Source organism: Bacillus sp. PK3-037 (genome assembly GCF_054161355.1).
In genome coordinates this window covers 2,471,675-2,486,649 of record NZ_CP096408.1, presented here as the reverse complement: position 1 = coordinate 2,486,649, position 14,975 = coordinate 2,471,675, and the positions used below count along the sequence as shown (strand labels likewise).

At 46.6% G+C, this 14,975-nt stretch carries 13 protein-coding genes and 1 riboswitch; all 13 genes read left to right on the top strand.

Translation table 11 applies throughout. From position 1 onward, the window contains the following. Positions 1 to 4 precede the first annotated feature (4 nt). The 13 genes from pyrP (at position 5) to cysC (ending at position 14,943) form a co-directional block, all read left to right on the top strand. On the top strand, positions 5 to 1,312 hold the full coding sequence (gene pyrP, locus M1D69_RS12660) for a uracil permease PyrP (RefSeq protein ID WP_458105896.1): 1,308 nt from the start codon (positions 5 to 7) through the stop codon (positions 1,310 to 1,312). A gap of 147 nt (positions 1,313 to 1,459) precedes the next feature. Then, positions 1,460 to 2,374, top strand: coding sequence for an aspartate carbamoyltransferase catalytic subunit (locus M1D69_RS12655; RefSeq protein WP_458105897.1), 915 nt, complete (start codon positions 1,460 to 1,462; stop codon positions 2,372 to 2,374). Next, positions 2,358 to 3,644 carry a dihydroorotase gene (locus tag M1D69_RS12650; protein ID WP_458105898.1) on the top strand — a complete coding sequence of 429 codons (1,287 nt, stop codon included), beginning with the start codon at positions 2,358 to 2,360 and terminating at the stop codon, positions 3,642 to 3,644. Before M1D69_RS12655 ends, M1D69_RS12650 begins: the two co-directional genes overlap by 17 nt. After that, positions 3,641 to 4,735: a carbamoyl phosphate synthase small subunit gene (locus M1D69_RS12645; RefSeq protein WP_458105899.1), complete on the top strand. Its 1,095-nt coding sequence runs from the start codon at positions 3,641 to 3,643 to the stop codon at positions 4,733 to 4,735. Before M1D69_RS12650 ends, M1D69_RS12645 begins: the two co-directional genes overlap by 4 nt. Further along, positions 4,720 to 7,935: a carbamoyl-phosphate synthase (glutamine-hydrolyzing) large subunit gene (gene carB, locus M1D69_RS12640; RefSeq protein WP_458105900.1), complete on the top strand. Its 3,216-nt coding sequence runs from the start codon at positions 4,720 to 4,722 to the stop codon at positions 7,933 to 7,935. Before M1D69_RS12645 ends, carB begins: the two co-directional genes overlap by 16 nt. Continuing rightward, positions 7,932 to 8,702, top strand: a complete 771-nt coding sequence (pyrK, locus tag M1D69_RS12635; protein WP_458105901.1) for a dihydroorotate oxidase B electron transfer subunit — start codon at positions 7,932 to 7,934, stop codon at positions 8,700 to 8,702. The genes carB and pyrK overlap by 4 nt, the downstream gene beginning before the upstream one ends. Then, positions 8,702 to 9,637, top strand: a complete 936-nt coding sequence (locus M1D69_RS12630; protein ID WP_458105902.1) for a dihydroorotate dehydrogenase — start codon at positions 8,702 to 8,704, stop codon at positions 9,635 to 9,637. The genes pyrK and M1D69_RS12630 overlap by 1 nt, the downstream gene beginning before the upstream one ends. Continuing rightward, on the top strand, positions 9,606 to 10,325 hold the full coding sequence (gene pyrF / locus M1D69_RS12625) for an orotidine-5'-phosphate decarboxylase (protein WP_458105903.1): 720 nt from the start codon (positions 9,606 to 9,608) through the stop codon (positions 10,323 to 10,325). Before M1D69_RS12630 ends, pyrF begins: the two co-directional genes overlap by 32 nt. Continuing rightward, entirely contained in the window at positions 10,322 to 10,954 is a 633-nt protein-coding gene (gene pyrE, locus M1D69_RS12620) for an orotate phosphoribosyltransferase (RefSeq protein WP_458105904.1), read from the top strand. Before pyrF ends, pyrE begins: the two co-directional genes overlap by 4 nt. Before the next feature lie 144 nt (positions 10,955 to 11,098). Continuing rightward, positions 11,099 to 11,204: riboswitch (SAM riboswitch) on the top strand. 158 nt (positions 11,205 to 11,362) lie between these two features. Continuing rightward, complete coding sequence (locus M1D69_RS12615; protein ID WP_024121347.1) at positions 11,363 to 12,064, top strand: phosphoadenylyl-sulfate reductase; 702 nt, start codon at positions 11,363 to 11,365, stop codon at positions 12,062 to 12,064. An 11-nt stretch (positions 12,065 to 12,075) separates the two neighbouring features. Next, complete coding sequence (cysP, locus tag M1D69_RS12610; protein ID WP_458105905.1) at positions 12,076 to 13,140, top strand: sulfate permease; 1,065 nt, start codon at positions 12,076 to 12,078, stop codon at positions 13,138 to 13,140. Positions 13,141 to 13,188: 48 nt separating this feature from the next. Beyond that, positions 13,189 to 14,337, top strand: a complete 1,149-nt coding sequence (gene sat / locus M1D69_RS12605) for a sulfate adenylyltransferase (RefSeq protein WP_458105906.1) — start codon at positions 13,189 to 13,191, stop codon at positions 14,335 to 14,337. Positions 14,338 to 14,349: 12 nt separating this feature from the next. Continuing rightward, positions 14,350 to 14,943, top strand: coding sequence for an adenylyl-sulfate kinase (gene cysC, locus M1D69_RS12600; RefSeq protein WP_458105907.1), 594 nt, complete (start codon positions 14,350 to 14,352; stop codon positions 14,941 to 14,943). The last annotated feature ends 32 nt before the right edge of the window (positions 14,944 to 14,975 follow it).

Here is a 14,975-nt window from a genome sequence, read left to right as displayed (position 1 = left end):
CATCATGAGTAAGAAAAAAGTTAATTTGGGAGTCAGGGAAATCCCGAAACCTTTCTCTTGGGTTTCGTTCAGCCTGCAGCATTTATTTGCGATGTTTGGCTCAACGATTTTGGTTCCGAAGCTGGTCGGAATGAGTCCTGCTGTTGCATTGGTGACGAGCGGTATCGGAACACTTGCTTACCTTCTGATCACGAAAGGACAAATACCAGCGTATCTCGGTTCATCCTTTGCCTTTATTTCTCCGATCATCTTGGTAAAAGCGACCGGCGGACCCGGAGCGGCAATGGTTGGTGCGTTTCTGGCAGGGCTTGTGTACGGGCTGATTGCCTTGCTGATCAGACAGCTCGGAACAGGCTGGCTGATGAAGCTTCTCCCGCCTGTCGTCGTAGGTCCGGTTATTATCGTCATTGGACTGGGTCTGGCCGGCACAGCGGTAAATATGGCCATGTATGCTGATCCGAATGCCAGTGAGCTGGTTTACAGCTTAAAACATTTCAGTGTTGCAGGTGTCACTTTAGCGATCACGATCATTTGCGCGATTTTCTTGCGGGGCTTCTTAAGCTTAATCCCGGTCTTGATCGGAATCATCGGCGGATACTTGTTTGCCTTGACTCAAGGAATTGTCAACTTCCAGCCGGTGCTTGACGCGAAATGGTTTGCAGTCCCTGAATTTATCATCCCGTTTAAAGATTATACACCGTCAGTGACACTTGGCATCGCCGCAGCAATGGTCCCTGTCGCATTTGTTACCATGTCAGAGCATATCGGCCACCAGATGGTGCTAAGCAAAGTTGTAGGACAAGACTTCATTAAAAAACCGGGTCTCCATCGCTCGATAATGGGCGACAGCGCGGCCACAATCCTTGCTTCCTTGATTGGCGGCCCGCCTACAACAACTTATGGAGAAAACATTGGCGTACTGGCCATTACGAGAGTGTTCAGCGTCTTTGTTATCGGAGGCGCGGCAGTGATTGCCCTTTGTTTCGGCTTCATCGGCAAAATATCTGCGCTTATCAGTTCAGTCCCGTCAGCGGTTATGGGAGGCGTTTCCTTCCTGCTGTTCGGCATCATCGCTTCAAGCGGTTTGAGAATGCTGATTGACAACAAAATTGATTATGAAAATAACAGAAACCTCATTATTACATCCGTCATCCTTGTAATCGGCGTAGGCGGCGCATTTATTCAGGTGTCTGAAGGAGGATTCCAAGTGTCAGGCATGGCGCTTGCGGCAATTGTAGGTGTCATCTTAAACCTGATTCTTCCGCAAGCGAAGGAAGAGCAGGCAGACACATCCGAACAACATCATATGTAAACCTTTTAATGAAAGTCCAGAGAGGCTTGGAAGGGTTATAAAGAGAAGAAAGCTTCACGCTGCTCCTCTAATTAACCGTACCCCGAGTCTATCCAAGACCGGGTTTTTTTTCAGCCTTAAACAAGTTGAAATGAGAGGGGAAAGAAAATGAAGCATTTAACGACGATGAGTGAACTCAGCACTGGGGAAATCAAAGATTTGCTTCAAACTGCGCAAGACCTCAAAAACGGAAAAACAGACCATCAGCTGACAGGTAAATTTGCAGCGAATCTGTTTTTTGAACCAAGCACCAGAACACGATTCAGCTTTGAGGTAGCTGAAAAGAAACTGGGCATGAATGTCCTGAATCTCGACGGAACAAGCACCAGCGTACAAAAAGGCGAAACCTTATATGACACAATTCGAACGCTCGAATCAATCGGTGTTGACGCGTGTGTCATCAGACACAGTGAAGATGAGTACTACAAAGAGCTTGTCGGACATGTAAATATCCCGATTCTGAATGCGGGAGACGGGTGCGGCCAGCATCCGACACAATCATTGCTTGATGTAATGACAATCAATGAAGAATTCAATACGTTCAAAGGCCTTACCGTCTCCATTCACGGCGACATTAAGCACAGCAGAGTCGCGAGGTCTAATGCTGAAGTGTTGACAAGACTCGGTGCCCGCGTTCTGTTTTCCGGTCCGCCGGAATGGCAGGATGAAGAAAATACGTTTGGCGCGTATGTCTCAATAGATGAAGCAGTAGAGACTTCGGATGTTGTCATGCTGCTGCGTATTCAAAATGAAAGACATCAGTCAGCTGTCAGCCAGGAAGGCTATTTAAATGAATTCGGCTTGACTGTAGAACGGGCTGAACGTATGAAGCAGCATGCGATTATTATGCACCCGGCGCCTGTGAACAGAGGAGTGGAGATTGATCACAGCTTAGTAGAAAGTGAAAAATCAAGAATCTTCAAACAAATGCAAAATGGTGTATTTATCAGAATGGCAGTGATACAGCGTGCCTTACAAACCAATGTGAAAAGAGGAGAAGCAGCGTATGTCATATCTCATTAAAAACGGCTGGATACTTAACGAAAATGGTGAAAAAACAGAACAGGATATTCGAGTGACAGGAGAGGTCATCTCAGAAATCGGCAAGCTTAATGCAGCAGATGGAGAAACGGTTATTGACGCGAAAGGATTGCTCGTTTCACCGGGTTTTGTTGACCTCCATGTACACTTTAGAGAGCCTGGCGGAGAGAAAAAAGAAACCATTGAAACCGGCGCGAAAGCAGCGGCGCGCGGCGGTTATACAACAGTAGCAGCCATGCCGAATACACGGCCGGTTCCTGATACGAAGGAGCAGATGGAATGGGTGCAAAACCGCATTAAAGAAACATCATGCGTCAGAGTTCTTCCTTATGCATCTATAACGATCAGACAAATTGGCGATGAAATGACAAACTTTGAAGCATTAAAAGAAGCTGGGGCATTTGCATTTACAGATGACGGCGTCGGTATACAGACAGCAGGAATGATGTATGAAGCAATGAAACGCGCAGCCGCGATTGACAAAGCGATTGTCGCACATTGCGAGGACAACTCCTTAATTTACGGAGGCAGCGTCCATGAGGGGACTTTTTCAAAAGCGAACGGGCTTAACGGCATTCCTTCTGTGTGTGAATCGGTTCATATTGCCCGTGACGTGTTACTGGCTGAGGCGGCAAACTGCCATTACCATGTATGCCATATCAGCACGAAAGAATCTGTGAGAGTCGTGCGTGATGCGAAAAAAGCGGGAATACGGGTCACAGCAGAAGTTTCACCTCACCATTTACTGCTTTGTGATGAAGACATTCCCGGGCTGGATACAAACTATAAAATGAACCCGCCGCTGCGCGGTGCGGAAGATAGAGAAGCACTGATTGAAGGACTTTTAGACGGAACGATCGACTTTATAGCAACCGACCACGCGCCGCATACAGAAGAAGAGAAAAACACAGAAATGAAGCTGGCGCCGTTCGGAATTGTCGGTTTGGAAACAGCGTTCCCGCTTCTTTACACACATTTTGTTAAAAACGGCAGCTGGACGCTGAAACAGCTGATTGATTATATGACAATCAAGCCTTGCGAAGCGTTTGGTCTCCCATTTGGAACACTGAAAACGGGACAAGCAGCTGACATCACATTAATCGATTTGGAAAGAGAAGCAGTTATAGACAAAGAAACATTCTTATCTAAAGGTAAAAACACACCATTTAACGGCCTTAACTGCAGCGGCTGGCCAGTCGCTACGATTGCAGCAGGAACGCTTGCTTATGAAGAAGGGAGATTTGTGAAATGAAAAGACGATTAGTACTGGAAAACGGAGCGGTATTTGAGGGGAAAGCCTTCGGGAGCTTGGAGCACAGCATGGGAGAAGTCGTTTTCAATACCGGTATGACTGGTTATCAGGAAATTTTGTCAGACCCTTCTTATTGCGGGCAGATCGTTACGTTCACATATCCGCTTATCGGAAATTACGGCATTAACCGTGATGATTTTGAATCTATTACGCCTTTTGTTAAAGGATTGATTGTAAAAGAATTATGTGAACTGCCTTCCAACTGGCGTTCAGCTTACACATTGGATGAGTATTTAAAAATGAAAAACATTCCGGGACTGCAAGGAATTGATACAAGAAAGCTGACGAGAATGATCCGCACGGCAGGCGCGCTAAAAGGAACATTCGCTTCACCTGATGAAGATATCGAAGCAGTGCTGAAAAGACTGAACGAAACTGAACTGCCGAGAAATCAAGTATCCCAAGTATCAGCCAAAACAGCATATCCGAGCCCGGGAAGAGGCAAACGCATTGTCTTGGTTGACTTCGGCATGAAGCACGGCATTTTAAGAGAGCTGAACAAACGGAAATGTGACGTCATCGTTGTGCCTTACAACATTACAGCGGAAGAAGTCCTTCAGCTGAAGCCAGACGGCATCATGCTTTCTAACGGACCTGGCGACCCGAAAGATGTACCTGAAGCGATTGAAATGATAAAAGGTGTTCTTGGAAAAGTGCCATTATTCGGAATTTGTCTCGGCCACCAGTTATTTGCGCTGGCGTGCGGAGCCGATACTGAAAAAATGAAATTCGGTCACAGGGGCTCTAACCATCCGGTAAAAGAGCTTGCAACCGGAAAAGTTGCCTTAACATCCCAAAACCATGGCTATACAGTTTCATCTATCAATGAAACAGAGCTTGAAGTCACACACATCGCGATAAACGACGATACGATTGAAGGGCTGAAACACAAAACACTGCCGGCATTTACAGTTCAATATCACCCAGAAGCATCACCCGGTCCTGAGGACGCTAATCATCTATTTGACAGATTTATCGAAATGATCGAAACAACAGAGAAAGAAGGGGAAGCGGTATGCCAAAACGCGTAGACATTAACAAAATTTTAGTAATTGGGTCAGGACCAATTATCATCGGTCAGGCAGCTGAATTTGATTATGCGGGAACTCAAGCCTGCCTTGCGTTAAAAGAAGAAGGCTATGAGGTTATTCTTGTCAACTCAAACCCGGCGACGATCATGACCGATACAGAAATGGCTGACCGGGTTTACATCGAACCGCTCACACCGGAATTCCTGACACGAATCATCAGAAAAGAACGCCCAGATGCCATTCTCCCCACTCTCGGAGGCCAAACCGGTTTGAATCTTGCGGTTGAGCTTTCAGAAAGAGGCGTCCTGGCAGAATGCGGCGTTGAAGTGCTTGGCACGAAGCTGTCTGCGATTCAGCAGGCTGAAGACCGCGACTTGTTCAGAACACTGATGAATGAGCTGAATGAACCGGTGCCTGAAAGTGAGATCATCCACTCTCTCGAAGAAGCTGAAAACTTCGTCAGTCAAATTGGTTTCCCTGTCATTGTCCGCCCTGCATATACATTAGGCGGCACAGGCGGAGGGATTTGCTCCACCGAAGCTGAGCTGAAAGAAATTGTTGAAAACGGCTTAAAATTAAGCCCGGTTCACCAATGTTTGCTTGAAAAAAGCATTGCCGGCTACAAAGAAATCGAATACGAAGTCATGAGAGACAGCCAAGATCATGCGATTGTCGTTTGTAATATGGAGAACATTGATCCGGTCGGAATCCATACAGGAGACAGTATTGTCGTCGCACCGAGCCAAACGCTCAGCGACAGGGAATATCAGCTCCTGCGGAATGTATCTTTAAAACTGATCCGTGCGCTTGGAATTGAAGGCGGGTGTAACGTACAGCTCGCTTTAGATCCAGACAGCTTCCAATACTACATTATTGAAGTGAACCCGCGTGTCAGCCGTTCATCTGCCCTTGCATCAAAAGCGACAGGCTATCCGATCGCAAAGCTCGCAGCTAAAATCGCCGTCGGCCTTTCATTAGACGAGATGATGAATCCGGTGACAGGTAAGACATACGCAGCGTTTGAACCAGCGCTGGACTATGTCGTATCTAAAATACCGCGCTGGCCATTTGATAAGTTTGAATCAGCAAACAGAAGGCTCGGCACTCAGATGAAAGCGACGGGAGAGGTCATGGCGATTGGCCGCACGCTTGAAGAATCACTGCTGAAAGCTGTACGTTCACTGGAAGCTGATGTGTATCATCTTGAATTAAAAGATGCCGCTGATATTTCAGACGAGCTTCTCGAGAAGCGGATTAAAAAAGCCGGAGACGAGCGTTTATTCTACCTGGCTGAAGCGTACAGAAGGGGCTATACAGTTGAGCAGCTTCATGAATTCTCTGCCATCGACCTCTTTTTCCTGCATAAGCTATTCGGAATCGTTCAGTTTGAAAAAGAGCTGAAAGCAAATGCGGGCGATACAGATGTGCTGAGACAGGCAAAAGAACTCGGATTTTCTGATAAGTACATCAGCCGCGAGTGGAAAATGAAAGAATCTGAGCTTTACAGCATGAGAAAACAAGCGGGAATCGCACCGGTATTTAAAATGGTGGATACGTGCGCGGCGGAATTCGAATCAGAAACGCCATACTTCTACAGCACATATGAGGAAGAAAACGAATCTGTTGTTACAGATAAGAAAAGCGTGATCGTACTTGGCTCCGGTCCAATTCGAATCGGGCAGGGGGTTGAATTTGACTACGCCACAGTTCACTCCGTGTGGGCAATTAAACAAGCAGGCTATGAGGCAATTATCGTCAATAATAACCCGGAAACCGTGTCGACCGATTTCAGTATCTCAGACAAGCTGTACTTTGAACCGCTTACGATCGAAGATGTCATGCATATCATTGACCTCGAACAGCCGATGGGCGTTGTCGTGCAATTTGGCGGACAAACTGCAATCAATCTTGCTGACGAACTTTCTGCACGCGGAGTCAAAATCCTTGGAACGTCACTAGAAGATTTAGACCGTGCGGAAGACCGGGATAAGTTTGAACAGGCGCTGGAAGAACTTCAAGTGCCGCAGCCGCTTGGCAAAACTGCGACATCGGTTGATCAGGCGGTAAACATCGCAAGCAACATCGGCTATCCGGTACTGGTGCGCCCTTCATATGTGCTTGGCGGACGGGCGATGGAAATTGTCTATCATGAGGAAGAGCTGCTCCATTACATGAAAAACGCAGTCAAAATCAATCCGCAGCATCCAGTCTTAATTGACAGATATCTGACTGGGAAAGAAATCGAAGTGGATGCGGTGTCTGACGGCCAAACCGTTGTCATTCCGGGAATCATGGAGCACATTGAGCGTGCGGGCGTGCACTCCGGAGACTCCATCGCGGTCTATCCGCCGCAGTCTCTGACGGAAGACATTAAGAAAAAAATTGAACAATATACGATCGCACTTGCGAAAGGGCTGAACATTGTCGGCTTGCTCAACATTCAATTCGTCCTGTCAAAAGGTGAAGTATACGTGCTTGAAGTCAATCCGAGATCAAGCAGAACGGTGCCGTTCTTAAGCAAGATCACGGGCATTCCGATGGCGAACCTCGCGACAAAAGTCATTCTCGGGCAAAAGCTGGCTGAGTTTGGCTACAATGAAGGCCTGCAGCCTGAACAGCAGGGCGTATTTGTAAAAGCGCCGGTCTTCTCCTTCGCGAAGCTGAGAAGAGTGGACATTACGTTAGGGCCTGAAATGAAATCAACAGGAGAGGTCATGGGCAAAGATTCCACTCTTGAAAAGGCCCTCTATAAAGCGCTGATAGCTTCAGGAATTCAAATTCCTAACTACGGTTCCGTGCTTTTAACAGTGGCTGATAAGGACAAAGAAGAAGGGCTTGCCATCGCTAAACGATTCCATGCGATCGGGTATAACATTTTAGCGACCGAAGGAACGGCGGGGTATCTCAAGGAAGCGTCAATTCCAGCGAAGGTCGTCGGAAAAATCGGCCAGGACGGCCCGAACTTGCTTGATGTGATCAGAAACGGAGAAGCCCAGTTTGTCATCAATACGCTGACAAAAGGAAAGCAACCGGCAAGAGACGGATTTAGAATCAGACGTGAATCAGTAGAAAACGGTGTTGCCTGCTTAACATCTTTAGATACGGCAGAAGCCATTTTGCGGGTGCTGGAAAGCATGACGTTCCGTGCCGATCAAATGCCGGCAATCAACACAAATCAGGAGGCGGCAATCACTATATGAAAAAAGCGTATTTGACGGTGTGTGCTAACCAGCAAATTGCAGACCGGGTGTATCAAATGGTTCTAAAAGGGGAGCTTGTCCAAGGGTTTACTGTCCCGGGACAGTTCCTTCACCTGAAAGTGAGCGAAGCGGTTACGCCTCTTTTGCGAAGGCCAATCAGCATTGCTGATGTTAACTTTGAAAAAAATGAAGTCACCATGATTTATCGAGTAGATGGGGAAGGAACAAGACTCTTGTCGCTGAAGCAGAAGGGAGATCTTGTGGATGTCCTCGGGCCTTTGGGCAATGGCTTTCCAGTAGATGAAGTCCAACCCGGAAAGACGGCTTTGCTGGTAGGAGGCGGTGTAGGAGTGCCGCCTCTCCAAGAACTGTCGAAACGTTTAAAGGAAAAAGACGTAAAGGTCATACACGTTTTAGGATTCCAATCGGCAAAGGATGTTTTCTACGAAAAAGAATGCCGACAGTACGGCGACACGTATGTGGCAACAGCTGACGGAAGCTACGGGGAAACCGGGTTTGTCACAGATGTCATCAAACAAAAAAATCTTGAATTTGACATTCTCCTCAGCTGCGGGCCGACACCGATGCTAAAGGCGCTCAAACAAGAATACGCCCACAAAGAGGTTTACATTTCCATGGAAGAACGAATGGGCTGCGGTATTGGTGCATGCTTCGCCTGTGTGTGCCATACAAACGAAAGTGAGACATCCTATGTAAAGGTATGTCTTGACGGACCTGTATTTAAAGCTCAGGAGGTGGCGCTGTAATGCTAGAGGTGAAATTGCCGGGCCTGGATTTGAAAAATCCGATCATCCCCGCATCAGGCTGCTTCGGTTTTGGAAAAGAGTTTGCGCGTTTTTATGATTTGTCTTGTCTCGGAGCAATCATGATCAAAGCTACGACAAAGGAGCCCCGCTTCGGGAATCCGACGCCTAGGGTAGCTGAGACTGGCGCCGGAATGCTCAATGCGATCGGTCTGCAAAATCCAGGGCTGGAAAGCGTCTTAGAAAATGAGCTGCCATGGCTTGAGCAATTTGATACGCCTATTATTGCCAATGTCGCCGGCTCACAAGTCGAGGACTATGTTGAAGTCGCAGAGCATATCAGCAAAGCGCCTAATGTACACGCGCTTGAGCTGAATATTTCCTGTCCGAATGTGAAAACAGGCGGAATCGCTTTCGGCACAAAACCTGAAATGGCTGCTGATTTGACGAAGGCTGTTAAAAAAGTGTCAGATGTGCCTGTATATGTGAAGCTGTCTCCGAATGTGGCAAACATCACAGAAATTGCGCTAGCGATCGAAGAAGCGGGAGCGGATGGTCTAACGATGATCAACACATTAATCGGCATGAGGCTCGATTTAAAATCAGGCAAGCCAATATTAGCCAATAAAACTGGAGGGCTTTCAGGTCCTGCTGTAAAGCCTGTTGCCATCCGCATGGTGCATGAGGTCAGCCAGGCTGTCAGCATTCCGATTATCGGGATGGGAGGCGTTCAGACGGCCGAAGACGCATTAGAATTTCTTCTGGCCGGAGCAAGTGCGGTCGCTGTCGGAACAGCAAATTTCGTGAATCCTTTCGCATGCCCTGACATCATTGAGCAGCTCCCAGCTGTCTTACGCCAATACGGCTATGAATCTGTTGAAGAATGCATCGGAAGGAGCTGGAATCATGAAAAACAACCTGCCCATCATCGCGCTTGATTTTGCATCAGCTGAAGAAACACTGTCATTTTTAGCGCCTTTTCACAAGGAGCCGTTATTTGTGAAGGTTGGAATGGAGCTTTTTTATCAAGAAGGCCCGGCTATCATTGCACAATTAAAAGAAAGAAACTGTGAGATCTTTTTAGATTTAAAGCTCCATGACATTCCGACCACGGTGAATAAAGCAATGAAGCGTCTTGCCTGTCTTGGAGTCGATCTCGTCAATGTTCACGCAGCCGGAGGCAAAAAAATGATGGAAGCAGCTCTGGAAGGCTTAGAGGAAGGCACGCCGGCAGGAAAACAACGTCCGTCACTTATTGCGGTAACCCAGCTGACAAGCACATCTGAACAAATGGTGAAGGATGAGCTGCTCATCAGAAAGCCTCTCATCGACACGGTTGTGCACTACAGCAAACTGGCGGAGAATAGCGGACTTGATGGAGTGGTGTGCTCTGTTCATGAAGCAAAAGCCATTTACGAAGCAGTGTCGCCGTCGTTTTTGACGGTGACCCCGGGTATCCGTATGTCAGCAGACACTGCGAATGATCAAGTCCGCGTTGCAACGCCTTCTATAGCAAGAGAAAAAGGGTCATCAGCAATTGTTGTGGGACGCTCTATTACAAAAGCTCTAAATCCGCTAAAAGCCTATGAAGCTGTCAAACTCGAATGGGAGGGAATCAAACAATGAAACAAATCATCGCAAAACATCTATTAGACATTCAAGCTGTATTTTTACGCCCGAATGAGCCGTTTACATGGGCGAGCGGCATTTTATCGCCAATTTACTGTGACAATCGCCTTACCCTTTCTTTCCCAGAGGTAAGAAATGATGTTGCTGCAGGCATCAGCAAGCTTATCCAAGAGCGTTTCCCAGAAGCTGAAATGATCGCAGGAACAGCGACAGCAGGTATCCCTCATGCGGCATTGGCGGCTGACCGTTTGAACCTGCCGATGTGTTATGTGAGAAGCAAACCGAAAGCACATGGAAAAGGCAATCAAATTGAGGGTGCAGTTCAAAAAGGCCAGAAAACAGTTGTCATAGAAGATTTAATTTCCACAGGGGGCAGCGTACTCGAAGCTGCAGCAGCTCTGAAAGCTGCTGGCTGTGAAGTGCTTGGTGTGGTATCAATCTTTACGTATGGACTCCCTAAAGCGAAGGAAGCGTTTGCTGAGGCTGATCTTCCATACTACTCGTTAACTGATTATGACACACTGACAGAGGTTGCACTTGAGAATGGAAATATTCATTCAGATGACCTGAAAAAGCTGCAAACATGGAAAATGAATCCCGAGTCAAAAGATTGGTTTAAAAATTAAAAAATAAATTTTATTATTGTGAAGGGCTTTAATGCCTTGCCACGATTGAAAACAGGCCCTTGTGTCTGTTTTTTTATTAATCCTATAAAAAAACTCGGGTTGACTTATGTTAGAATTGTGCTAAAATTTACTACAAATCTGAAAAACTTATCAAGAGCGGCTGAGGGACTGGTCCTATGAAGCCCGGCAACCTGCACAATGTGTAAGGTGCTACTTCCAGCAAAATGTATTCCATTTTGAAAGATAAGGGCTACATGCAGTTCCTGTCTTTCTTTCCGCCGGATTGAAAGTTTTTTATTTTAAGAGGGGCTGTTTACGGAGATAACAGCAGCCACATCACATTACAATTGGAAAAGACAACCAGCAGAAAGCTACTGTTTGTTTGTCTCCGAAAGGAGGAAAGAAGAAATGTTAACGTACGATAATTGGGAAGAACCAACGATTACATTTCCGGAGGACGATCCTTATAAAGGGGCGCTGTCAGTTTTAAAATGGGCTTACGGCCATTACGGCAATCAGCTTGTTTATGCCTGCAGTTTCGGAATTGAAGGAATCGTTCTGATTGACTTAATCTATAAAGTGAAAAAAGACGCAGAGATTGTATTTCTCGATACAGGGCTTCATTTTAAAGAGACCTATGAAACGATAGAACGCGTGAAAGAGCGCTATCCCGGCCTCAATATCATCCTGAAGAAACCGAACCTTACTCTTGAGGAACAGGCGGAAGAACATGGTGATAAACTGTGGGAAAGAGAGCCGAATCAATGCTGCTATCTCAGAAAGATCGTTCCTTTAAGAGAGGCGCTTTCCGGCCACCCGGCATGGCTTTCCGGCCTGCGCCGCGATCAAGGGCCAAGCCGTGCCAATACGAATTTCTTAAACAAAGATGAGAAATTCAAATCAGTAAAAGTTTGCCCGCTTATCCATTGGACTTGGAAAGACATCTGGAGATACACCTCTCGGAATGAGCTGGACTACAACCCGCTCCACGATCAAGGATATCCAAGTATCGGCTGCGCGCCTTGTACGTCACCTGCATTTACCGCAGAGGACCTGCGCTCAGGCAGATGGAACGGTATGGCGAAAACAGAATGCGGACTGCATGAATAAGGAGCTGCAAAATGGAATTAGCCGCTATTTTATTTAGCTTGTTTTTCGCAGTGAATATTGGTGCAAGCGGCGCTGCAGCTTCAATGGGAGTTGCTTACGGCTCTGGGGCCATCAAAAAGAAAACCTACGCTTTGATCATATGTGCTGTTGGTGTTCTGGCCGGGGCTGTCATTGGCGGGGGCGAAGTTGTGAAAACCATCAGCTCTGGGATTATCCCGGAACAGACGATCACGCTGACGATTGTTTGCATCATTATCGGGTCTGCTGCACTGTCGCTTTTTACAGCTAATCTGCTCGGCATTCCTTTATCGACAAGTGAAGTCACGGTCGGGGCGGTTGTCGGTGTGGGAGTTGCGTATAAAGTATTGTTTGTAAACAATCTTCTGATTATTGTTTCATTTTGGATTTTCGTTCCGCTGTTCGCTTTTGGTTTTACATTTTTTGTAGCAAAGCTGTTTCGTTATTTTAAGATCGAAATTACGTCTTCCCGTAAACAAAACATCCTTGGCATCCTTTTGCTATGCGCTGGTTTTTTTGAAGCATTCTCTGCTGGCATGAACAATGTGGCGAATGCTGTTGGCCCGTTAGTAGCTGCCGGCGTACTGGATGTAGCGAAAGGAACCCTGTATGGGGGAGTTTTTGTAGCCCTGGGCGCACTGATCTTAGGCCGCAGGGTGTTAGAAACAAACGGGAAGAAAATCACGCGGTTTTCAAAAGGGGAAGGCATTCTCCTATCCGGAACAGGAGCAGGGCTGGTGATCATCAGTTCTATATTTGGAATGCCGGTGCCCTTGGCGCAAGTAACGTCATCGTCTATTATCGGAATAGGCATGGCGAAAAACGGCCCAAACGTATTTCATAAACAAGTCGTTCAAACGATGCTGAAAGTATGGATCGTGTCGCCGTTTTTATCTTTATCCATCTCCTATCTGCTTGTATCTATGTTTTTAAAGGCGGATTATTATTCAATCTTTATCATGGTAAGTGTGCTTTTAGCGGCAGGCGGTGCCGTCAGCCTGACAAAAGCCATTCGTAAAGAGAGACGCTCTGTCCATGATCAAGGCGGGGGAATCTAACTATTAATCTGAGTTGTTTTATCTGTTAACTAGGAGGAAATGAATATTATGAGCTTAGCACCACATGGAGGAAAACTGGTGAATCGAGTAAATGAGTCATATGACTTAAGCGGCATTCAGAAAGAAATTGAACTTGATTTGATTTCTTTTGCCGACCTGGAATTGATCGGAATCGGCGGATACAGCCCGATCGAAGGCTTCTTTAATGAGAAAGATTACGTATCTGTTGTTGAAAACATGCGTCTTGCTTCCGGTGTTGTATGGTCTATTCCGATCACGCTGCCGGTAGATGCACAAAAAGCAGCCGAACTGTCAGTCGGCGAAACAGTAAAATTAACGTATGACGGAGAAACATACGGCGTTATCCAAATCGAAGACTTATACGTGCCTGACAAACAAAAAGAAGCTGTTAACGTGTATAAAACGGATGATCAGGCTCATCCGGGTGTGAAAAAGCTGTTCAGCCGCGGTGATACATATGTCGGCGGTCCGATCACACTGATTAAAAAAGCTTCCAAACAATTCCCTGAGTTTACATTTGAACCGACGGAAACAAGACGCCAGTTTGCAGAAAAAGGCTGGGAAACAATTGTCGGTTTCCAAACGAGAAATCCTGTTCACAGAGCGCATGAATATATTCAAAAAACGGCTCTTGAGACAGTGGACGGTTTGTTTTTAAACCCGCTTGTCGGCGAAACAAAATCTGATGACATCCCCGCTGATGTCCGGATGGAAAGCTATCAAGTGCTTCTTGACAACTATTACCCGAAAGATCGTGTGTTCCTTGGTGTTTTCTTGGCTGCAATGCGTTATGCCGGTCCGAGAGAAGCGATTTTCCATGCGCTTGTCAGAAAAAACTACGGCTGCACGCATTTCATTGTCGGCCGCGATCACGCCGGTGTTGGTGATTATTACGGCACGTACGAGGCCCAGGAGCTGTTTGACACATTTAAACCTGAAGAACTCGGCATTACACCGCTGAAATTCGAGCACAGCTTCTTCTGCGAAAAATGCGGAAATATGGGTACAGCGAAAACGTGCCCGCACGGCAGAGAGCACCACGTGATTTTATCAGGCACCAAGGTGAGAGGGATGCTGAGAGACGGTGTACTGCCGCCTGCAGAATTCAGCCGCGCAGAAGTTGTAGAGGTGTTAATCAAAGGCATGAAGAAAAAAGAAGAAGCAGGCGTTTCATAAGGGGGACTGGCAGTGACAAATCGCGATATCGTATGGCATGAAGCCTCTATTACAAAAGAAGAGTATCAGCAAAAAAACAAGCATAAAAGCTCTATTCTCTGGCTGACGGGTTTAAGCGGTTCAGGCAAATCAACCATTGCCAATGCTGCTGCGAGAGAACTTTTTGAGCAAGGCTACCAAGTTATTGTGCTGGATGGTGACAACATTCGCCACGGTTTAAATAAAGATCTCGGTTTTTCTGATGAAGACCGAAAAGAAAACATCCGCCGAATCGGAGAGGTAGCGAAACTTTTTGTGCAGCAGGGCACCATTGTCATTACTGCTTTTATCTCTCCTTTCCGTGAGGACAGAGACCAGGTCCGCGAGCTTGTGGAAGCAGGCGAATTTAACGAAGTTTATATTAAATGCGACCTCGATATTTGTGAACAAAGAGATCCAAAAGGGCTCTACAAAAAAGCAAGAAACGGAGAAATTCCGTTCTTCACAGGCATTGATTCTCCTTATGAAGAACCGGAAGCGCCTGAGCTCGTCCTTGACTCAGGACAATATGATCGTGAAGAGTGCAAAAATCAGCTGATCGAGTTTGTAAAGCAGCAACTGAGCTAAACGCCGCTCAGCTGTGTTCTTCTCAGATGCCG